Source organism: Weissella tructae (assembly GCF_000732905.1).
In the GTDB taxonomy this organism is placed as follows: Bacteria; Bacillota; Bacilli; order Lactobacillales; family Lactobacillaceae; genus Weissella; species Weissella tructae.
This window is the reverse complement of record NZ_CP007588.1, coordinates 957,980-977,612: the sequence shown is the minus strand read 5'-3', so window position 1 is coordinate 977,612 and position 19,633 is coordinate 957,980. Positions and strand designations below refer to the sequence as shown.

The 19,633-nt window shown below is 40.1% G+C and carries 20 protein-coding genes and 1 tRNA gene; 19 read left to right on the top strand and 2 right to left on the bottom strand.

Going from position 1 to position 19,633, the window contains the following annotated elements; all coding sequences use genetic code 11:
• Window positions 1-145 precede the first annotated feature (145 nt).
• The 12 genes from WS08_RS04730 to WS08_RS04675 all read left to right on the top strand — a co-directional run bounded on the left by WS08_RS04730 (window position 146) and on the right by WS08_RS04675 (window position 11,594).
• Window positions 146-1,120 carry a mannose/fructose/sorbose PTS transporter subunit IIA gene (locus WS08_RS04730; protein ID WP_009496235.1) on the top strand — a complete coding sequence of 325 codons (975 nt, stop codon included), beginning with the start codon at window positions 146-148 and terminating at the stop codon, window positions 1,118-1,120.
• Between the two features lie 56 nt (window positions 1,121-1,176).
• Window positions 1,177-1,983, top strand: coding sequence for a PTS mannose/fructose/sorbose transporter subunit IIC (locus WS08_RS04725; protein ID WP_009496236.1), 807 nt, complete (start codon window positions 1,177-1,179; stop codon window positions 1,981-1,983).
• 16 nt (window positions 1,984-1,999) lie between these two features.
• Window positions 2,000-2,950: a PTS system mannose/fructose/sorbose family transporter subunit IID gene (locus tag WS08_RS04720; protein WP_009496237.1), complete on the top strand. Its 951-nt coding sequence runs from the start codon at window positions 2,000-2,002 to the stop codon at window positions 2,948-2,950.
• A gap of 72 nt (window positions 2,951-3,022) precedes the next feature.
• Complete coding sequence (locus WS08_RS04715) at window positions 3,023-3,388, top strand: DUF956 family protein (protein WP_009496238.1); 366 nt, start codon at window positions 3,023-3,025, stop codon at window positions 3,386-3,388.
• 157 nt (window positions 3,389-3,545) lie between these two features.
• Window positions 3,546-4,364, top strand: a complete 819-nt coding sequence (locus WS08_RS04710; protein WP_038528505.1) for a DNA/RNA non-specific endonuclease — start codon at window positions 3,546-3,548, stop codon at window positions 4,362-4,364.
• An 86-nt stretch (window positions 4,365-4,450) separates the two neighbouring features.
• Window positions 4,451-4,969 (top strand): HdeD family acid-resistance protein, encoded by a 519-nt coding sequence (locus tag WS08_RS04705; RefSeq protein ID WP_009496240.1) that lies wholly within the window; start codon window positions 4,451-4,453, stop codon window positions 4,967-4,969.
• 397 nt (window positions 4,970-5,366) lie between these two features.
• Window positions 5,367-6,314 (top strand): phosphate/phosphite/phosphonate ABC transporter substrate-binding protein, encoded by a 948-nt coding sequence (locus WS08_RS04700; RefSeq protein WP_009496241.1) that lies wholly within the window; start codon window positions 5,367-5,369, stop codon window positions 6,312-6,314.
• Between the two features lie 411 nt (window positions 6,315-6,725).
• The gene (locus WS08_RS04695; RefSeq protein ID WP_009496248.1) at window positions 6,726-7,676 is read left to right on the top strand and encodes a phosphate/phosphite/phosphonate ABC transporter substrate-binding protein; all 951 of its coding nucleotides are present in this window, start codon (window positions 6,726-6,728) and stop codon (window positions 7,674-7,676) included.
• A 34-nt stretch (window positions 7,677-7,710) separates the two neighbouring features.
• Window positions 7,711-8,484 (top strand): phosphonate ABC transporter ATP-binding protein, encoded by a 774-nt coding sequence (gene phnC, locus WS08_RS04690; protein WP_038528501.1) that lies wholly within the window; start codon window positions 7,711-7,713, stop codon window positions 8,482-8,484.
• A complete protein-coding gene (gene phnE, locus WS08_RS04685) occupies window positions 8,481-9,260 on the top strand; it encodes a phosphonate ABC transporter, permease protein PhnE (RefSeq protein WP_009496255.1) in 780 nt (259 codons plus the stop codon). The genes phnC and phnE (WS08_RS04685) overlap by 4 nt, the downstream gene beginning before the upstream one ends.
• The gene (gene phnE / locus WS08_RS04680) at window positions 9,260-10,051 is read left to right on the top strand and encodes a phosphonate ABC transporter, permease protein PhnE (RefSeq protein ID WP_009496257.1); all 792 of its coding nucleotides are present in this window, start codon (window positions 9,260-9,262) and stop codon (window positions 10,049-10,051) included. The genes phnE (WS08_RS04685) and phnE (WS08_RS04680) overlap by 1 nt, the downstream gene beginning before the upstream one ends.
• Before the next feature lie 10 nt (window positions 10,052-10,061).
• Complete coding sequence (locus WS08_RS04675; RefSeq protein WP_009496259.1) at window positions 10,062-11,594, top strand: bifunctional metallophosphatase/5'-nucleotidase; 1,533 nt, start codon at window positions 10,062-10,064, stop codon at window positions 11,592-11,594.
• 65 nt (window positions 11,595-11,659) lie between these two features.
• On the opposite strand, the gene WS08_RS04670 is transcribed toward WS08_RS04675, so the two are convergent.
• A tRNA-Arg gene (locus tag WS08_RS04670) sits at window positions 11,660-11,731 on the bottom strand.
• Between the two features lie 131 nt (window positions 11,732-11,862).
• On the opposite strand from WS08_RS04670, the gene WS08_RS04665 reads away from it, so the two are divergent.
• The 6 genes from WS08_RS04665 to lepA all read left to right on the top strand — a co-directional run bounded on the left by WS08_RS04665 (window position 11,863) and on the right by lepA (window position 17,506).
• A complete protein-coding gene (locus tag WS08_RS04665) occupies window positions 11,863-12,246 on the top strand; it encodes a helix-turn-helix transcriptional regulator (RefSeq protein ID WP_009496261.1) in 384 nt (127 codons plus the stop codon).
• Entirely contained in the window at window positions 12,236-12,691 is a 456-nt protein-coding gene (locus tag WS08_RS04660; protein WP_009496263.1) for a hypothetical protein, read from the top strand. The genes WS08_RS04665 and WS08_RS04660 overlap by 11 nt, the downstream gene beginning before the upstream one ends.
• A gap of 137 nt (window positions 12,692-12,828) precedes the next feature.
• Window positions 12,829-13,074: a hypothetical protein gene (locus WS08_RS04655; RefSeq protein ID WP_009496265.1), complete on the top strand. Its 246-nt coding sequence runs from the start codon at window positions 12,829-12,831 to the stop codon at window positions 13,072-13,074.
• Between the two features lie 105 nt (window positions 13,075-13,179).
• The gene (gap, locus tag WS08_RS04650; RefSeq protein WP_009496274.1) at window positions 13,180-14,190 is read left to right on the top strand and encodes a type I glyceraldehyde-3-phosphate dehydrogenase; all 1,011 of its coding nucleotides are present in this window, start codon (window positions 13,180-13,182) and stop codon (window positions 14,188-14,190) included.
• A 104-nt stretch (window positions 14,191-14,294) separates the two neighbouring features.
• Window positions 14,295-15,521: a phosphoglycerate kinase gene (locus tag WS08_RS04645; protein WP_009496276.1), complete on the top strand. Its 1,227-nt coding sequence runs from the start codon at window positions 14,295-14,297 to the stop codon at window positions 15,519-15,521.
• A 158-nt stretch (window positions 15,522-15,679) separates the two neighbouring features.
• Window positions 15,680-17,506, top strand: coding sequence for a translation elongation factor 4 (lepA, locus tag WS08_RS04640; protein ID WP_009496278.1), 1,827 nt, complete (start codon window positions 15,680-15,682; stop codon window positions 17,504-17,506).
• A 138-nt stretch (window positions 17,507-17,644) separates the two neighbouring features.
• On the opposite strand, the gene WS08_RS04635 is transcribed toward lepA, so the two are convergent.
• Window positions 17,645-17,887 (bottom strand): type B 50S ribosomal protein L31, encoded by a 243-nt coding sequence (locus tag WS08_RS04635; protein WP_009496280.1) that lies wholly within the window; start codon window positions 17,885-17,887, stop codon window positions 17,645-17,647.
• A 259-nt stretch (window positions 17,888-18,146) separates the two neighbouring features.
• On the opposite strand from WS08_RS04635, the gene WS08_RS04630 reads away from it, so the two are divergent.
• Entirely contained in the window at window positions 18,147-19,523 is a 1,377-nt protein-coding gene (locus WS08_RS04630; RefSeq protein ID WP_038528495.1) for an amino acid permease, read from the top strand.
• Window positions 19,524-19,633 lie beyond the last annotated feature (110 nt).

The following is a 19,633-nucleotide window of genomic DNA, read 5'->3' as shown; positions in this document are numbered from 1 at the left end:
AATAGCTATACCACTCATCAATTTCATATAAAAGAGAAGAAAACGTTATGAAAATTACCCTGAAAACGTTTACAATCAATGGGTGGTAGGTTACAATTATCTCTAGTGACGTATTAAGTTACATAAATTTAAGGAGATGAGTGATATGGTAAACTTTATCATCGCGAGTCACGGGGAATTTGCTGCCGGAATTCGACAATCAGGTCAAATGATTTTCGGAGAGCAAGAAAACGTGCAAGTGGTTACTTTCATGCCTAATGAAGGCCCAGAAGATCTAATGAAGCACTATGAAGAAGCACTGGCGCAATTTGCACCAGATGGACAAGTTTTGTTCTTGGTTGATTTGTGGGGAGGATCACCATTTAATGCAGCTTCACGTATCCAAGCAGAAAACCCAGATCGCATGGCGATTATTGCTGGATTGAACTTGCCAATGCTTGTTGAAGCATTCGGAGCTCGATTCACAATGGAAAACGCTGCTGAAATTGCTTCATACCTAGTACCAGTTGCTAAGGATGGCGTTAAGACAATTCCAGAAACTGTTGTAGAAACAGAAGAAGTTGCTACAGATGCAGCACCCGCTGCTGCTATGGCACCAACTGACGTAACAAAGGTTGAACATTCAGGAGAATCAACTCTTGAAATTGGTTTGGCTCGTGTGGACTCACGTTTGTTGCACGGACAAGTTGCGACTGCCTGGACAAAGTCTGTACAACCTGACCGTATCATCGTTGTGTCTGACGGTGTTTCAAAGGATGACCTTCGTAAGACACTGTTAATCAATGCAGCACCTGTTGGTGTTAAGGTTAATGTTGTACCTATCCAAAAGCTTGTGGATATTTGGGATGATCCTCGCTTTAAGGGAACAAAGGCATTGTTGTTGTTCGAAACACCTCAAGACGTCGAAAAGGCAGTTGCTGGTGGTGTTAAGTTGGACACAGTTAACTTGGGTTCAATGTCACATTCTGAAGGAAAGCGCATGGTTACCAACGCAATCGCTGTTGACGCCAACGACGTTAAGACTTTGGAATCATTGCGTGACAGTGGCATTAAGTTTGATGTTCGTAAGGTTCCAGCTGATCAAAGCAAGGACATCTTTGCTTTGTTGAAGGAAAAGTAAACACAACACACACTTATAATGAGTGACTTTTAAAAGAAATTAGGAGGATTAACGCAATGGTTTCAGCGTTTTTCGTTATTATTATCGCATTCCTAGCCGGAATGGATGGTATCTTAGATCAATTCCAATTCCAACAACCAATCGTTGCCGCAACTTTGATCGGTTTGGCTAACGGACACCTTGTTGAAGGAATTATTCTTGGTGGAACACTACAAATGTTGGCTCTTGGATGGATGAACATCGGGGCTGCGGTTGCGCCTGACGCGGCTTTGGCATCTGTTGTTTCTGCTTACTTGGTTACAGGACCTGCACAAGTTTCAGTTCCTGAAGGAATGGCGATTGCCATTCCACTTGCGATTGCCGGACAAGTTTTGACAATCGGAGTTCGTACTTTGACTGTTGCCTTGGCACACATCGCCGACAAGAAGGCTGAACAAGGAGACCTACGTGGACTTGACCTAGTTCACATGAGTGCTTTGATGATTCAAGGATTGCGTATTGCTATCCCAACAGCAATTGTTATTGCCGTTGGAGCAGAACCAGTTAACGCTGCGTTGAACGCAATTCCTGATGTTATTACAAAGGGTCTTGCCGTTGCTGGTGGATTTATCGTGGTTGTTGGTTACGCCATGGTTATTAACATGATGGCAACACCAAAGCTTTGGCCATTCTTCTTCCTTGGATTTGCTTTGTCATCATTGACTGAATTGAACTTGATCGCAATGGGAATTATCGGTCTTGTTCTAGCGCTTATCTACCTACAACTTTCACCAGAATTTAACGGTGGAAATGGTGATAACAATGGTGGTGGATCATCTAATCAAGGTGGAGACCAACTTGACCAAATTCTAAACAATTACTAAGGTGGAGGAAAGAAAAATGACTGAATTACAAAACAGTGGAGCTCACCTAACTAAGGGTGATCGTCGAGCAACCTGGTGGCGTTCAACTTTCCTTCAAGGTTCATGGAATTACGAACGTATGCAAAACGTGGGTTGGGCCTACACAATGGTGCCAACTATCAAGCGTCTATACAAGACAAAGGAAGACCGTGCTTCTGCGATGAAGCGTCACTTGGAATTCTTTAACACACACCCATATGTTGCCTCACCAATCCTTGGTGTGGAAATGGCGTTGGAAGAACAACGTGCTAACGGAAACACTGCGATTGACGATGAAACAATCCAAGGTGTTAAGGTTGGTATGATGGGACCTTTGGCCGGTGTTGGAGACCCAATCTGGTGGGGAACTGTGCGTCCCGTTTTGGGAGCCTTTGCTGCTGGTATGGCGATTAGTGGACAAATTCTTGGTCCAATTATCTTCTTCGTTGTTTGGAACTTAGCTCGTATGTCATTCTTGTGGTACACACAAGAATTGGGATACCGTGAAGGAACAAACATCACTGCCAACATGTCTGGTGGAATGATGCAAAAGCTTACGATGGGTGCCTCAATTCTAGGTATGTTCATCATGGGTGTGCTTGTTCCTCGTTGGACTACGATGAACTTCCCAATGGAAATTTCACGTATTAAGTCACAAGCTGGTAGCTACGTGGACGTTGATTCACTAGCTAAGATGGCTAACAACGGTGACTTGACTGGTGATAAGCTAACTGAAACAATCAACGCAATCCAAGGTGGACAAAACCTAGGAATCGAAAAGGTGACAACATTGCAAGACACGTTGAACCAATTGATCCCTGGTTTGGCACCATTGTTGTTGATGTTCGTTGTCTTGTGGCTATTGCGCAAGAACGTTTCACCAATCACAATTATCTTCGGATTGTTTGCCGTTGGTATCGCTGCTTACGCACTTGGTATCATGGGTTAAGCATAACCAAGAAAAATGGAGGGCGCTCATTGAGCGACCTCCATTTTCTTTACCACACTAAGGAGTTAGGTAATGGCAGAAACATATCAAGAAAAGCCCTTTCAAGCGCGTACAAACGCTGCAATGTCACCAATGGATATTCAACCAGGAACAATGTTCTACGGGGATAAAGGACTAGATTATCGTTCTGATAAGGGCGGATACATCTTTATTCCATGGCAAAATGTGGAATATGTGAGTGTCCAAATTGCGATGGGATTCTATTATCGTGGATTCATCGTTAAAACAGATGAAGGACAAACGTTTGAATTTATTGGTGGTAAGGTTAAGGAAGCATTACCAATTATGCGAGCACACTTAAAGCCAGTACAAATTCGTCAGCGTGTGACAGCCTTTCAACGTATGAAGAAAAAGTGGCAAAAACGTTTTCGCAAATAAGTAAAAAATATTAGGTTAAAATGAACAAACTCTGTTAATATTAATTAATAGAGTTTTTTTACTACATAGATTTATGAGGATGAACGGACATGGCAAACAAACCACGAGCCGTAAGGGAAAGAAGCAGGGAAAGACAAAGCAACTGACGTTAACAGGAATGATTGCAGTTGGATTGTTGGCAGGAGCGGATTACTTTAATTTGATTCCACCAGAAATCAGTCAAGCAATCGGACAAACAACACAATCAGTTACGTCTAATAATAAAACCCAAGATCTTAACTTAGGACAAGGGAAAAATCAAAAGCGACCAGATCAACAATTGGCTGAGTCGGTTTTAACACCAAGCATCAAAGCGCAATTAAAAAGCGAATCCGTGAAATTCAACGGTACTGGCGCATTTATAGTGAATGGCGGTAAAACTAATCTAGATGCTAGTGTAAATGTTGCACCGTATGTTCAATTGAATGCACAGGACTCATTAGGGCGTCCTGGGGCAGCTAATGCATTTCTAAATAAATCATCACGAGAGTACCGTAGTCGTGAAGAAACTGGAAATGATAAGAAGATGAATCCAGTTGGTTGGAAACAAAAGAAGTTAGATGGCCAAGATATGTTGTTTAATCGTGGACATTCAATCGCGTATGCCATTGCGGGAAGTATTAAGGGATTTGATGCATCTGTTGCCAACCCACAAAATATCACCACACAAACGGCATGGGCAAATCAATCATCGAATGGAAATGACCAAAATACAGGTCAAAACTATTACGAAACACTTGTTCGACGTAGCCTTGATAATAATAAGCAAGTTCGTTACCGTGTGACACCATTATATGAAGGTGATAATCTTGTTCCATCAGGATCTCACATTGAGGCAAAGGCCAAAGATGGTAGCTTAGAATTTAATGTCTTTGTACCTAACGTACAACCTGGTGTAAAAATTAATTATCGTACTGGAGATTCAACGGCGGCATAGTATTATTTATTAGGATTTTCTCATTATAATTATGTCAATGTGATATAATATATATGTAACATACTAATTGTAAGGGGAGAGGTCTTATGAATAAGAATACTGGTTTTGATATCGTGAAGTTACTATTGGGAATTTTATCAGTAGGATTAGCATATTTTGTATTAGCCAATCCAGCGTCAGCTGTGATTAGTTTAGTTTGGATGGTTGGACTTTTCCTAATCATCAATGGTGTGATGCGTTTTGCAAATCGTAACGCCTTACGTTCAATGGGGATGACAAATACTGGTGTATTAACATTTTCAGCTGTTCTAGATATTTTGTTGGGAATTCTAGTGTTGGTTGTACCAGCATCAGGTGTCACATATATTTGGATCATGTTGAGTATGGCATTAATCATGGACTCAATGTTTGAGCTGTTCGCTGCACGCTTTGTTAAGGCTGCATCAACAGGACTATACTGGTTCATTGTGATTATGGCAATTTTGGGTATTGTACTAGGGTTCTTCCTATTGTTCAACCCAGTTGCGGCTGTTGGAGTTGCTGTTGCGTTGTTGGGAGCATACTTCCTAGTATATGGAATTATGAACATTGTTACGGCTTTCTAATGAATACGCTAAAAACGACCCTTTCGTTATGAAATGGGTCGTTTTTTATTGCCTTAATTAATAGATATATCTAGGGACGTGTATACATCTGAATTAGATAGCAGAATATTTTGTATAAAATATAAAAAAATAATTCCAAATATAATCATTAAAAATGAGAAAATCAGGTGCCAAGGAAATAAAATGTCGAAATGACAAGATGTGATAGTTAAGGGTAGTACATCGTTTAACTAACTAGCATTTCTTTCGTGAATTTACACCATATTATTATTATTTCTCATTTTAGTTCGATATTTAATGGTTTTTAGGGCGTGTTTAGAGCGTTGACAAACGTAATGTTCGCCTTTATGCTTATGTTGTAAATGTCGCCAACGAATAATAAGGAGCTACTGATCAAATGTCTAAAAAAGGTTTTTGGAGTATTGCTGTTATTGTGATTATTGCTATTGGGGGATTTTTTGGTTATAACGCTGTAACCAAAAGTGACGCAAAGGATGATAAGAATGAAGCATTGAAAGAACTAAACATTCAATTAGTGCCGTCTTCTCAAGCTGACACAATGGAAGCGAAAGCAAAGCCATTGGAAAAGCTATTGTCTAATGAATTAGGTATTCCCGTGAATGTATCTGTTTCTACAGATTACAACACAGTGGTTGAAGCACTTGGATCTAAGCAAGTAGATATGGGATTCTTGCCACCACATCCATATGTTTATGCACATGAAAAGTATGGCGCAGAAGTGCTATTGCAATCACAACGCTTCGGAATTGACCCAAGCAACAATGATGGTGCTGCAACAGACAAGCTATCAGATACTTACCGTGGAATGGTGTTGGTTCGTGAAGACTCAGACATCAAGTCACCTGAAGATTTGAAGGGTAAGTCAATCGCAGTTCAAAACACAACTTCAGATGCCGGATACATTTTCCCAGCTGTTGATTTGAACAAGGATGACAACTTAAATGTTGTGAAGGATGCCAAGCTAATTACAGTTAAGGGACATGATCAAGGTGTTCTATCAGTATTGAATGGTGATACAGACGCTGCCTTTATGTTTGAAGATGCTCGTAATGTTGTTAAGAAGGACCAACCAGATGTGTTTAAGAACACACGTGTGGTGAAGTTTACACAACCAATTCCAAATGACACAATTACATTGCGTGCTGGAATTTCAGAATCTGATGCAAAGCGCATCCAAGATGCCATGTTGAAGATCTTTAACGAAAACGCTGAAGGTAAGAAGGTTATGGAAGAAGTTTACAGCTGGTCTGGGGTAACAAAGTCTAAGGATTCTAACTTTGATATTGTTCGTGAATACCAAAAGTACATTGATGACATGAATTAATGAGAAACGTGATGGTATATTGAATCAACTGATGAGGTGGGTTTAATATCACATCTATGACGGAACCCTGGGGATTAAAGAGTCATCTTTAATGCCTAGGGTTTTGTTGAGAAAAAATATACTTTGTGAAATTTAATGCTGAATTAGGGGTGTTTTCTATGAAATCTAACAAATAGTTAGTTTTTGTTATAAAGACAGAGAGCTATGGAAAGCCAGTAATTATCTAATCATAATGGCTATGAAGAGCAATGCTAGGCTATTTGTAGACATCTGGTTGAATAAAAATTGGTATGTGAAGTGAAAAACACTTGAAAAAAATATCCCATTGTGTTGTGTTGACAACTGATTGCGACGAGATTATTCTTTACCAGATAGGTTTAGAGGATAAGGTTAAAAGGAGCAAGAAGGTAAATGTCAAAGAAGAATTTTTGGTTGGTTATTGGTGCGATTATTATCGCTGTTGGTGGATATATTGGGTTTAATGCATGGCAAAGTACAGGTCAAGATGCTAAAACTCAAGATGGGCCATTGAAAGAACTACGTATTCAATTCGTGCCATCATCACAAGCAGATAAGATGGAAGCACGCACAAAGCCACTAGAAAAGCTATTGTCAAAGGAACTAAACATGCCAGTACATGTTTCAGTTTCAACAGACTATAATACTGTGGTTGAAGCATTAGGATCAAAGCAAATTGATTTGGGATTCTTGCCACCACATCCATATGTATATGCGCACGAGAAGTATGGTGCCGAAGTGCTATTACAAGCACAACGTTATGAAATGGATAGTAAGAAGAATGATGGATCACAAACAGATGAATTAACAGGTTCATACCGTGGAGTTGTCCTGGTTAAGAAGGATTCAGACATCAAGTCACCTGAAGATTTGAAGGGGAAGTCAATTGCCGTTCAAAATACAACATCTGACTCAGGATTCATTTTCCAAACTGTTGATTTGGACAAGGAAGATAAGTTGAATGTTTTGAAGGATAGCAAGTTAGTTACCGTTAAGGGACATGACCAAGGTATCCTGTCTGTTTTGAATGGTGATACTGATGCAGCGTTCGTATTTGAAGAAGCACGTAACATTGTTAAACCAGATCATCCAACTGTTTACGAAGATACACGTGTGATTAAGTACACACAACCAATTCCTAACGATAACATTACAATTCGTTCAGGAATTTCAGCAGAAGATACACAAAAGATTCAAGACGCGATGATGACAATTTTTAATGAAGATGAAGAAGGAAAGCAAGTGATGAAGGATGTTTATCGCTGGCTAGGTGTTACAAAGTCTTCTGACAAGAATTACAATATTGTACGCGAATACCAAGATTATATTGATAACATGAAATAAACCTAGGGATACTTAGTGTTTAAAGGAGCAGAAGATGAACACGGAAAAAGGTAACGTTAGCATTAAGCAAGTTTCAAAGATTTATGATAATAGCACAATCGGGCTAAATAATATCAATTTGGATATTAAAGCCGGAGAATTTGTGGTGATTGTTGGTCTATCTGGAGCTGGTAAGAGTACATTACTACGTGCGATTAACCAATTACATGATGTAACTTCAGGTGAAATTTTGATTGATGGTGAAGATATTACCAAAGCTAAAGGAAAGAAGTTACGTGAATTGCGTCGTAACATTGCGATGATTTTCCAAAACTTTAATTTAGTTAAGCGTTCAAGCGTTGCACGGAATGTGCTATCAGGACGTGTCGGATACTATTCAACATTTGATAGCATGATGGGCTTCTTTACGCCTGAAGATAAAGAAAAGGCTGTTCAAAACTTGGAACGTGTCGGCTTGCTTGATAAATACTATGTTCGTGCAGATCAACTGTCAGGTGGACAACAACAACGTGTTGCCATTGCGCGTGCATTGATGCAATCTCCAGATATTATCTTGGCTGATGAACCAATTGCATCACTAGATCCTCGTACAACGAAAACGGTTATGGATGACTTGAAGAAGTTGAACGAAGAATTGGGGATGACAGTCATTGTTAACTTGCACAGTGTGCCGTTGGCCATGAGTTATGCAACACGTATTGTCGGTCTTCGTGGTGGTGAATTAGTTTATGATAAGCCAATCGCTGAAGTAACAGAAAATGACTTCTCAGAGATTTACACGGGTAAGTCAGGCGAGGAACTAGCATGAATCAATTACCAACACGAACAGTAGCTGAACAATGGCATCTTAAAACGGTGTTGTTACTGGTCTTATTTGTTTTGATGATTCTACAAACTGCTAGCATTGTCGGGGTAACTGGAGACTTTAATTGGGTTGAATTTGGTGTCATTTGGAAGCAAATGCTACATCCAGATTGGGCATACATGATGGTTATTATTCCTGCAATCATGCAAACGATTCAAATGGCGCTAGTAGGAACGCTACTAGGTGCGGCAGCGGCTTTGCCAATCAGTTTATTGGCCTCAAATAATATCGTGACTAATTCTGTTGTCCGTGGGGCAGTTCGTTTTATTCTAAATATTATTCGTGCGGTACCAGAAATGCTATTGGCAGCTGTGTTCGTTGCGATTGTCGGGATTGGTCCGATGGCCGGGGTACTAGCCATTGCGATTTTTAGTTTTGGAATGATTTCAAAGCTATTTTATGAAGCGATTGAAACAATTGATGCTGGACCAGTGGAAGCATTAACAGCGAGTGGTGCGAACATGCCACAACGTATTACGTTTGCGATTATTCCACAAGTATTGAATCAATTTGCGTCTTATTTCCTATATGCATTAGAGATTAATATTCGTTCTTCAACGGTTCTTGGATATGTTGGAGCGGGTGGAGTTGGATTGTACTTAGAACAAACGATGTCAATGTTCCGTTACGATCGAACAATCATCGTTGTATTAGGTATTCTGGTTGTTGTTGTATTGGTTGATGCATTATCAAATCATTTACGGGAGGCATTGTCATAATGAAGATTGGACAAAAAACACTGTGGCAAAAGTCACGTCCCTGGATGATTACCTTTGTTGTCGTTGCTATCTATATTTGGGCTTTTATGGGTGTTGGATTTTCACCGATTAAAGAACAAGCGGGGACAATTACAAAAGCGATTTTCTCTGGGCTGTTAAATCCTGACTGGGCTTATATTTATAACCCTGAGGGGGAAGATTTAATTCAAGCCTTGATTGAAACATTGGCGATTGCATTCCTTGGAACATTTATTTCAGCGATTTTGTCTGTGCCATTTGCTTTTTGGGCAGCACATACATCAAAGAAGTTTCAGGTACAATCAATGATTGGTAAATTTGTACTAACAGTGATTCGTGTATTCCCTGAAATTGTATTAGCCTTGATGTTTATTAAGGCTGTTGGACCAGGAGCATACGCGGGTGTATTGGCTGTTTCTATTCATTCCATTGGAATGCTTGGGAAGTTGTTCAGTGAAGCAGTTGAAAACGTTGACCGTCGACCAGAAGAGGCCATTATTAGTGCTGGAGGAACGCCATTATCAGCATTGAATTTGGCAACATTCCCAACTGTATTGCCTGAATTTTTAAACTACACGCTATATCGTTTTGAAATTTCAGTTCGTTCTGCGTCTATTTTAGGTATTGTGGGTGCTGGTGGAATTGGAACACCACTTATTTTTGCGTTACAAACGCGAAACTGGGAACGTGTTGGAATTATCTTGGTCGGAATCATTATTATGGTTACCGTCATTGATTACATTTCAGGGGCTATTCGTCGTCGTATTGTCTAGGAGGTAGAGCATGAAAGTTAGTATCTTATCAACATCAGATGTTCACGGATATGTGTTGCCAGATGATTTCCGGTATCCGTATACCGAGAAGAATTTTGGCTTGGCCAAAAGCGCAACCGCTTTAAAAGAGCAAAGTGACGGGGATGTCACGATTATGATTGAGAATGGTGATTTTATTCAAGGATCACCGCTAACAGATTATGCGAAGCAACAAGAGCAATTAACGACCTTTAATACGCTAGCTGAAGCAATTGGCTATGATGCGCAAATATTAGGTAATCATGAATTTAATTATGGCCGTGATTTCCTAGAAAAGTTGTATAAAGATAATGAATACCTGTTAAATGCGAATGTCGTGGATAGCGAAACAGGTAAGCCCTTTATCGGTCAACCATACCGGTTGATTGAAAAGCTTGGTATCAAGACAGCAATTATTGGGGTTACAACGCAATATGTACCGAACTGGGAAACAGACACGCATATCGAACATTTGCGTTTTCTCGACCCAGTGACAACCGTTAAGAAATACGTTGATGAGTTACGTCCCAAGGTAGATATTATCGTGGTGGCCTATCATGGTGGAATTGAACGTGATTTAGAAACTGGTAAGCCAACTGAAACGTTATCAGGTGAAAACCAAGGATATGAATTAGCCTTGTTGCCAGGTGTTGATGCAGTTGTTACCGGGCATCAACATCGCAAGATTGCGACACATATTGCAGGTACACCTGTGACCCAACCGGGTTATCGTGGTGAAGCAATTGGTAAAATTGATTTGCAATTAGATGCGGCCAACAAAGTGATGAGCACAGAAGCTCAGTTGCTTGAAACTGAACACATGGCTGTAAACACTGTTGTGCAAAAATTAATTGAGCCGGTTCAGGTACTCACTGACCAATGGTTGGATACACCAATTGTGACCATGCCAAAGGATATGAACATTACGGATCATTTTGCTGCCCGAATGGCAGGACATCCCTATATTGATTTGGTCAACACGGTTCAAATGGACGTTAGTGATACAAAAATTGCTTCTACCGCATTATTTAATGATGAGGTTCAAGGTTTGCGTAAGTCGGTTACACGTCGCGACATCATGACTAACTACATTTATCCGAATGAAGTGGTCGTGCAACGTTTAACAGGACAGGACATCAAAGATGCATTGGAAGTTAACGCAGGGTATTTCCAAATTGATGGGGATGAAGTGGTCGTTAACCCGAAGTATCTATGGCCCAAGGTTGAACATTATAATTATGATATGTGGTCAGGCATAGATTATACTTTTGACTTAACACAGCCTGTTGGACATCGTGTTCAAGATTTGAAAGAAGTAAATCAAGGACCCATTCAGATGACAGCTGTTTACGAAGTTGCGATGAATCAATATCGTGCAACTGGGGCTGGTGGATTTGATATGTTTAATCCAAATAAAACTATTCGAGAAATTCCGGGTAGTATGACGGATCATTTAATTCATTATTTAAGTGAACAAGGAACTAATATCATGACACCGTTAACGCAATTCAAAGTTACTAAGTAAGTTTAAACAAAAGAAAAGCACTACTCATTTTTGAGTAGTGCTTTTCTTTTTGACTATTGTCTCTATGAACCCGGCGGGAATCGAACCCACATCTCCAGAACCGGAATCTAACGTGATATCCATTACACTACGGGTCCAATAACTTAAATAATTATAGCGAACCCATAATTTAAAAGCAATTCAGAAAGGTTGTTAGGTTAAACCTTGTTTTTTGTTAAGTTTACCTTTATTATGAATAATATAAATAAAAACATGAAAAGGTGAATATATGGCAACTTCTGAAGGCAAGGCAATCATGGGTAAGAATATCAAGCGATTGCTGAAGCAACACGGTATGACCGCGGCGCGTCTATCAGAAATTGTAGGCGTATCAACTGCTACAATTTCGGACTGGTCAAATGGTAAGACATACCCACGTATTGATAAAATTGAAACAATGGCTGAATACTTCGGTATTAATAAGTCTGATCTTGTTGAAGATCCAGAGCAAGTCGTCAAGAACGAGCAATCAGATGAGCCTATTTTAATGGCAGCCCATTGGGGACTTGATATCTCAGGATTACCTGATGATGAACGCGCACGTGTAATTGATCGTGCCAAGTCATACGTAGAAGGCTTAATTGCTGACTACGAGGACCGGAATGCAAACTAGGCAATATGATGATTTGCTGATGCGAGTAGAAGACGACCTACAAGCTGAAGGATTGACACCTGTCATTTTGGACAACATGCCTTTAAAAGAGAAGTCTGGTTTAGCAGGCGTTATCACTTTAAAGGGTACAACTGCCTATATTTTTATTGATAAACATCTATCAACTTTTGAAAAAGCACAAACGTTAGTCGAAGAATATTTTCATGTCATGTTCGATTTAGGAAATATGTTAGATTATGGGGCCAGTATTCGTCACCATAATAATGAAATTATGGCGCGCGAAAACGTTATTGGTTATATGACAGAACCAGCTGACTTAGATCACTTAATACGTGAATATGCGGATCAACCATTAGCGCCATGGATGCTGATGGAAAAGTTTGGTTATCCATTAGACTTCGCAGACGAAACATTAAGTTATTATCGCCGTCGTGGCTATGTTTAGAAAAACATAACATTTAAATTAGGTTTAACTACTTTACGTTAAGTTTAACTTAATGATATGATATATATATCGACTCAGCTAGTCTGAGTTTTATTTTTACAAACAAGTTAAGTTAAAGCTAATAAAAGAGGTGCGAAATGTTAAGTATGTTAAGTTTTACCCTGATGTTAATCAGTGTGCTAGTTGGAATCGTTGTCGCAAAAATGGTCGTTACATCAATCTTTATGGCCGTATATCGTGTTGCATTTGCAATTTATTATTTTGTGAAAAATGAAAACGTTGATTATAAAGCGTTAGTTTTAAAAGGGACTATTATACGACCTATTCAAAATATGGGTGATCCACGTTTTTCACAAGGAGCACCAATTAAGAAAAGTGCCTAAGCTTTGCGGTATATAGCGTTTGCGAAACTTTGCGCAAAGTCGTATAATAATACTTGTAAAGCTGCAATGTATTTTGCGAATTAAATTCTGGAGGAATCATTAATAATGACTGTTAAGATTGGTATTAATGGATTTGGACGTATTGGACGTTTGGCATTCCGTCGTATTCTTGAATTGAAGGATACTGCTGAAAGCATCGAAGTTGTTGCGATTAACGACTTGACTAACCCTGCTATGTTGGCATACTTGCTAAAGTATGACTCAACTCACGGGACTTTGGATGCAGAAGTTTCTGCAGACGAAGATGGAATCATCGTTAACGGTAAGAAGATTCGTGTCTACGCAGAACGTAACGCCGCTGATTTGAAGTGGGTTGAAAACGATTCTGTTGAATTGGTTCTTGAATCTACTGGATTCTACACTTCAAAGGAAAAGTCACAAGCTCACTTGGACGCTGGTGCAAAGAAGGTTTTGATTTCAGCACCTGCTGGAGACATGCCTACAGTTGTCTACGGTGTTAACCAAGACATCTTGAAGTCAGAAGATAACATTGTATCTGCTGGTTCATGTACTACTCAATCATTGGCTCCTTTGGCTAATGCATTGAACAAGGAATTTGGAATTGAAGTTGGTACGATGACTACTATCCACGCCTACACTTCAACACAAATGATCTTGGACGGACCTAAGGGTTCAAAGCCTCGTAACAACCGTACTGCGGGTGTTAACACTATCCCTCACTCAACTGGAGCAGCCAAGGCTATCGGTCTTGTTGTCCCTGAATTGAAGGGTAAGTTGAACGGACACGCACAACGTGTGCAAGTTGTTGACGGTTCAATCACTGAATTGACAACTATCTTGAGCGCCAAGGTTACTGCTGAACAAGTTAACGATGCTGTTAAGAAGTACGTTAACGACTCATTCGGTGTAAACGAAGACGAAATCGTATCATCAGACATCATTGGTGACACACACGGTGCCGTCTTTGACCCAACTTTGACTGAAGTTGTGACTGCAGGAGACCACCAATTGGTTACAACTGCTGCTTGGTACGACAACGAATACGGATTTACTTCAAACATGATCCGTACATTGTTGCACTTGGCAAAGCTTTAATAATCAGTTCGGTTATTAAATTTAAACAGGTGGTTTGGTGTAAACTGGATCGCCTGTTTTTTTATTAATTTAAATCAAATATACAAAGAAAGTAGGACCAAAACATGTCAAAGTTAGCTGTAAATGACTTGGATTTGCAAGGTAAGAAAGTATTGATGCGTGTTGACTTCAACGTACCGTTGAAGGAAGAAGAAGGAGAAATGGTTGTTGGGAACGACAACCGTATCGTTGCTGCATTGCCAACAATTAAGTACGTGTTGGAAAATGGTGGACGTCCAGTTATCTTCTCACACTTGGGACGTATCAAGTCAAACGATGACAAGAAGAAGCTTTCAATGAAGCCAGTTGCACAACGCTTGGCTGACTTGTTGGGACAATCTGTAACATTTGTACCAGCAGTTGAAGGACCTGAATTGGAAGAAGCTATCAATGGATTGGCTGACGGACAAGTTCTTGTCTTTGAAAACACTCGTTTTGCTGATGTTGATGCAGAAGGAAACGAAGTAAAGCGCGAATCAAAGAACGATCCAGCTTTGGGTAAGTACTGGGCATCGCTTGGTGATGTTTTTGTTAACGATGCCTTTGGAACTGCGCACCGTGCGCACGCTTCTAACGTTGGAATCGCCTCAAACATCGACCAAGCTGCTGCTGGGTTCTTGATGGAAAAGGAAATCAAGTTCTTGGGTGAAGCGGTTAACGCGCCAGAACGTCCATTCGTTGCAATCATTGGTGGAGCCAAGGTTTCAGACAAGATTGAAATCGTTGAAAACCTATTGCACAAGGCTGATAAGGTAATTATCGGTGGTGGAATGGCTTACACATTCGACGTAGCAATGGGTAAGACAATTGGTAACTCATTGGTTGAAATGGATAAGGTTGAATTGGCTAAGAAGTTGATTGCTGAATCAGGAGACAAGTTGGTCTTGCCTGTTGACGCAATCGCTGCTGATGCTTTCTCAAACGATGCCGACACTTACGTGGCAACTGATGGAATCAAGGATGGATACATGGGACTAGACATTGGACCTGCATCTATCGAATTGTTCGATTCAGTTCTTGCTGACGCAAAGACTGTTGTTTGGAATGGACCTATGGGTGTATTCGAAATGCCTAACTTCGCTAAGGGAACTCTTTCAATTGGTGAACAATTAGTTAAGGTTACTGAATCAAACAACGCAACTACAATCGTTGGTGGTGGTGACTCAACAGCCGCTGTTCAACAATTGGGTGTTGCAGACAAGCTATCACACATCTCAACTGGTGGTGGGGCTTCTCTTGAATACCTTGAAGGTAAGGAATTGCCTGGAATCGCTGCGATTTCAGACAAGTAATCTAACCCTAAAAGTTGCTTAGTAATAAGCGCAAAAAGGACTTGGAATTTATTTCCAGGTCCTTTTTTGATGTCTTTTGCTGGAATACATTACAAACGGTGAATATCCCTGTATAATGGAAAAGACAAAGAAATTAACAAGAGAAAAGGAGCGCAAAAATGGATTTAGAAGAAATGCAGGCGCGCCAGTCCCACATTCGTAACTTCAGTATCGTTGCTCATATTGATCACGGGAAGTCTACTATTTCAGACCGTATCTTAGAGGCTACACATACAGTTACTGAACGTGAGATGCAGAACCAATTATTAGATACAATGGAACTTGAACGTGAACGTGGTATCACAATCAAGATGAATGCTGTTGAAGTGCACTATAAGGCTGACAATGGAGAAACATATATTTTCCATCTAGTTGACACACCAGGTCACGTGGACTTTTCATATGAAGTATCACGTTCATTGGCTGCGGCCGATGGTGCTATTTTGGTTGTGGACGCTGCCCAAGGTGTTGAAGCACAAACATTGGCCAACGTTTATTTGGCTATGGAAAACGATCTAGAAATCATCCCATTGATTAACAAGATTGATTTGCCAGCCGCTGAACCAGAACGTGTTCGGGATGAAATTGAAGAAGTGATTGGTATTGACGCCGAACAAGCTGTGTTAGCATCTGCCAAGCAAGGAATTGGAATTCATGATTTGCTAGAACAAATTGTGGAAACTGTTCCTGCACCAGATGGTGAACTGGATGCCCCATTGAAGGCGTTGATCTTTGATTCAACGTACGATTCATATAAGGGTGTTATCCTAACTGTTCGTGTCCGTGATGGTGTTGTTAAGCCAGGTGACAAGATTCGCTTTATGAACTCTGAAGCAGAATATGAAGTCACAGAAGTTGGGGTTAACTCACCACAACCAATCAAGCGTGATGCCTTGATGGCGGGTGATATTGGATACGTTGCTGCGTCAATCAAGAACATTCGTGATGCACGCCCTGGTGATACAATTACATCGGTTGCTAACCCAGCAGATGAACCATTACCAGGATACCAACCAATGACACCAATGGTGTATTCTGGATTGTACCCAACAGATAACGCACGTTACAATGACTTGCGTGAAGCGTTGGAAAAGCTACAATTAAACGATGCGTCATTGGAATTCGAACCAGAAACATCTCAAGCTTTGGGATTCGGATTCCGTACTGGATTCTTGGGTCTTTTGCACATGGACGTTATTCAAGAACGTTTGGAACGTGAATTTGATCTAGAATTGATTACAACAGCACCTTCTGTAACGTATTATGCATACACAGCAGACGGTGAAAAGGTCGAAGTCTTGAATCCAGCTGACATGCCTGATCCAAGTGAAATCAAGTCTATTGAAGAACCATATGTGCTTGCACAAATTATGGTTCCAAATGACTATGTTGGAGCTGTTATGGAATTGGCACAACGTAAGCGTGGGGAATTTGAAACAATGGAATACTTGGACGAAACACGTGTTAACGTGAAGTACCACATTCCGTTGTCTGAAATTATTTTTGACTTCTTCGATAAGTTGAAGTCATCAACTCGTGGTTATGCTTCATTGGACTATGAAATTGAAGGATACCGTCAATCAGACCTTGTTAAGATTGATATCTTGATGAATGGTGAAAAGGTTGATGCGTTGAGCTTTATCGTTGCGCGTGAATTCTCTCAAGATCGTGGTCGTGTGATTACGAAGAAGTTGAAGGAAATCATTCCACGTCGTAACTTTGAAGTGCCTATTCAAGCCGCGATTGGTTCTAAGATTATTGCCCGTTCAACGATTAAGGCATACCGTAAGGACGTTACCTCAAAGATCCACACAGGTGACCCAGACCGTCGTGCGAAGTTGTTGGATAAGCAAAAGCGTGGTAAGAAGCGTATGAAGTCTGTTGGTACCGTTGAAGTGCCACAAGAAGCCTTTATGTCTGTTTTGAACACGGATGATGAAGATTAATCATTTGTCATGAACAATATAATTTAAAAGCCTACGAGATATGATGTCTCGTAGGCTTTTTGTTTGTATAATTAATGATTGCAATAAAAAAAGACGATACACAAGGTATCGTCTTTTTTTGTACTGAGAGAAGTAAAATTACTTCAAACCGTACTTCTTGTTGAACTTGTCGACCGCACCATCGGCAGTAGTAAACTTTTGCTTACCAGTGTAGAATGGGTGTGAATCTGAAGTGATTTCAACACGAATCATTGGGTAAGTAGCACCTTCAAATTCGATAGTTTCTTCTGAAGTACGCGTTGAACCAGTCAAGAACTTCTTACCAGTAGTTGAGTCAACGAATACCACTTCTTGGTATTGTGGGTGAATTTCTGCTTGCATTATATAATCTCCTTATCGCCCTAACACTTTTGTGTTAGAGTCAGTTTGTTAACTGAACTAATATAACATAAATCTGAACTTTTGGGTAGTCTTTAGGCTTTTTAAAAATGTATATTTTGTAGTTTATTTAATGGATGACAGCTCGTTTTTTGCATATAAAAATGGATATTCGACAAAAAGTGCATATTATACGAAAAGTTTTGCATTTTTATTCATTTTAATGCTATACTGATGCATGGATTAAAACGAGGTGAATAGAATGAATGAAAATAAAAATCAACCAACCGAATTAGCACGTGGTTTGACACGACGCCACGTTCAAATGATGGCAATCGGGGGAACAATCGGAACAGGATTGTTCTTGGGATCAGGAGATACAATCAGTTTAACAGGACCAACTGTATTGGTGATTTATGCCGTTACAGGGTTAATGTTATTCTTTATGATGCGTGCGATTGGTGAAATGTTATATGTTGACCCAGACCGTAGTTCTTTTGTCAGTGTGGTTTCAAAATACATCGGGCCAGGAGCAGGACATTTCGTCGGGTGGTCATATTGGTTAACCCTAATTTTGCCAGCAATGGCTGAATTGACGGCCATCGCTGTGTATATTCGCTACTGGTTCCCACAACTGTCTATTTGGGAAATTGAATTAGGTGTTATGGCTATTTTGATTTTATTGAATTTGACGGCGGTGAAGTATTTTGGAGAAGCAGAATTTTGGTTCTCATCAATTAAAATTATTGCGATTATCTCTATTATTTTCGCCGGTGTTGTCATGATGTTGACTGGATTTCAAACATCAGGTCCGCATGGTGGTGCCGTGTCATTTAGCAATTTAGGTATTGATTTTGAATGGTTCCCAAATGGAAGTGGAGCCTTCTTACAAGCGTTCCCAATGGTCTTTTTCTCATTTGTGGGAATTGAATTTGTGGGGTTGATGTCTGCAGAGACGAAGAATCCACGCGATGTTATTCCAAAGGTTATCAATACCGTGCCGTTCCGAATTTTGTTTTTCTACATCGGGGCATTGGCTATGATTATGGCCATTTACAATTGGCGTTACATCCCCACAAATGAAAGTCCGTTTGTGATGGTCTTTCAATTAGTGGGGTTGCCAATGGGAGCAGCGGTTATGAACTTTGTGGTGCTAACAGCAGCTTTGTCTGCCCTGAATACATTAATTTATTCAGCTGGTCGTGATATTTATGCATTATCACAAGAACACGATGGTCGTGTAGAACGTTACTTTGCTAAGCTTTCTCATCATGCAATTCCAGCGCGTGCTATTTTATGGTCTGCAGCATTGATTTCATTAACACCTGTGATTAGTGCTTTGCCAATGTTGGAGTCAAGTTTTGGTTTCTTTGCTTCTGCAACAGCCGCGATTACAGTGGTCATTTATCTATTAATTATGATCGCACATCGTAAATTCCGTAATAGTGCAGACTTCATGCCTGACGGATTTAAGATGCCATGGTTCAAAATTACGAGTCCATTAACAATTATTTTCTTTGTCTTTATTTTTACAACATTATTCCTAACGTCAAATGACCGTTACGCCGCTATTGGTGGGCTTGTGTGGTGTTTGAGCTTCGGATATATTAGCTACCGTTTCTACGCGAAAAAAGACTAATTATTTGAGGTTGTCTGATAAAAAGTAAGTTATTTTTTGTTTTTTTGTTGACAAGCGTTTCGATACTCGCTATGATTGGACTCATCAGTAGAGGTATGTATTGTATGTCA

What these genes read in the sequence shown, in the direction of transcription:
- WS08_RS04705 (WP_009496240.1), top strand. Translation starts at nt 4,451, where the DNA reads ATGAATAAGAATACTGGTTTTGATATCGTGAAGTTACTATTGGGAATT.
- phnE (WP_009496255.1), top strand. Translation starts at nt 8,481, where the DNA reads ATGAATCAATTACCAACACGAACAGTAGCTGAACAATGGCATCTTAAA.
- WS08_RS04710 (WP_038528505.1), top strand. Translation starts at nt 3,546, where the DNA reads ATGATTGCAGTTGGATTGTTGGCAGGAGCGGATTACTTTAATTTGATT.
- WS08_RS04725 (WP_009496236.1), top strand. Translation starts at nt 1,177, where the DNA reads ATGGTTTCAGCGTTTTTCGTTATTATTATCGCATTCCTAGCCGGAATG.
- WS08_RS04715 (WP_009496238.1), top strand. Translation starts at nt 3,023, where the DNA reads ATGGCAGAAACATATCAAGAAAAGCCCTTTCAAGCGCGTACAAACGCT.
- WS08_RS04655 (WP_009496265.1), top strand. Translation starts at nt 12,829, where the DNA reads ATGTTAAGTATGTTAAGTTTTACCCTGATGTTAATCAGTGTGCTAGTT.
- gap (WP_009496274.1), top strand. Translation starts at nt 13,180, where the DNA reads ATGACTGTTAAGATTGGTATTAATGGATTTGGACGTATTGGACGTTTG.
- WS08_RS04720 (WP_009496237.1), top strand. Translation starts at nt 2,000, where the DNA reads ATGACTGAATTACAAAACAGTGGAGCTCACCTAACTAAGGGTGATCGT.
- WS08_RS04665 (WP_009496261.1), top strand. Translation starts at nt 11,863, where the DNA reads ATGGCAACTTCTGAAGGCAAGGCAATCATGGGTAAGAATATCAAGCGA.
- WS08_RS04730 (WP_009496235.1), top strand. Translation starts at nt 146, where the DNA reads ATGGTAAACTTTATCATCGCGAGTCACGGGGAATTTGCTGCCGGAATT.
- phnC (WP_038528501.1), top strand. Translation starts at nt 7,711, where the DNA reads ATGAACACGGAAAAAGGTAACGTTAGCATTAAGCAAGTTTCAAAGATT.
- WS08_RS04635 (WP_009496280.1), bottom strand. Translation starts at nt 17,887, where the DNA reads ATGCAAGCAGAAATTCACCCACAATACCAAGAAGTGGTATTCGTTGAC.
- WS08_RS04630 (WP_038528495.1), top strand. Translation starts at nt 18,147, where the DNA reads ATGAATGAAAATAAAAATCAACCAACCGAATTAGCACGTGGTTTGACA.
- lepA (WP_009496278.1), top strand. Translation starts at nt 15,680, where the DNA reads ATGGATTTAGAAGAAATGCAGGCGCGCCAGTCCCACATTCGTAACTTC.
- WS08_RS04675 (WP_009496259.1), top strand. Translation starts at nt 10,062, where the DNA reads ATGAAAGTTAGTATCTTATCAACATCAGATGTTCACGGATATGTGTTG.
- WS08_RS04700 (WP_009496241.1), top strand. Translation starts at nt 5,367, where the DNA reads ATGTCTAAAAAAGGTTTTTGGAGTATTGCTGTTATTGTGATTATTGCT.
- WS08_RS04645 (WP_009496276.1), top strand. Translation starts at nt 14,295, where the DNA reads ATGTCAAAGTTAGCTGTAAATGACTTGGATTTGCAAGGTAAGAAAGTA.
- WS08_RS04660 (WP_009496263.1), top strand. Translation starts at nt 12,236, where the DNA reads ATGCAAACTAGGCAATATGATGATTTGCTGATGCGAGTAGAAGACGAC.
- phnE (WP_009496257.1), top strand. Translation starts at nt 9,260, where the DNA reads ATGAAGATTGGACAAAAAACACTGTGGCAAAAGTCACGTCCCTGGATG.
- WS08_RS04695 (WP_009496248.1), top strand. Translation starts at nt 6,726, where the DNA reads ATGTCAAAGAAGAATTTTTGGTTGGTTATTGGTGCGATTATTATCGCT.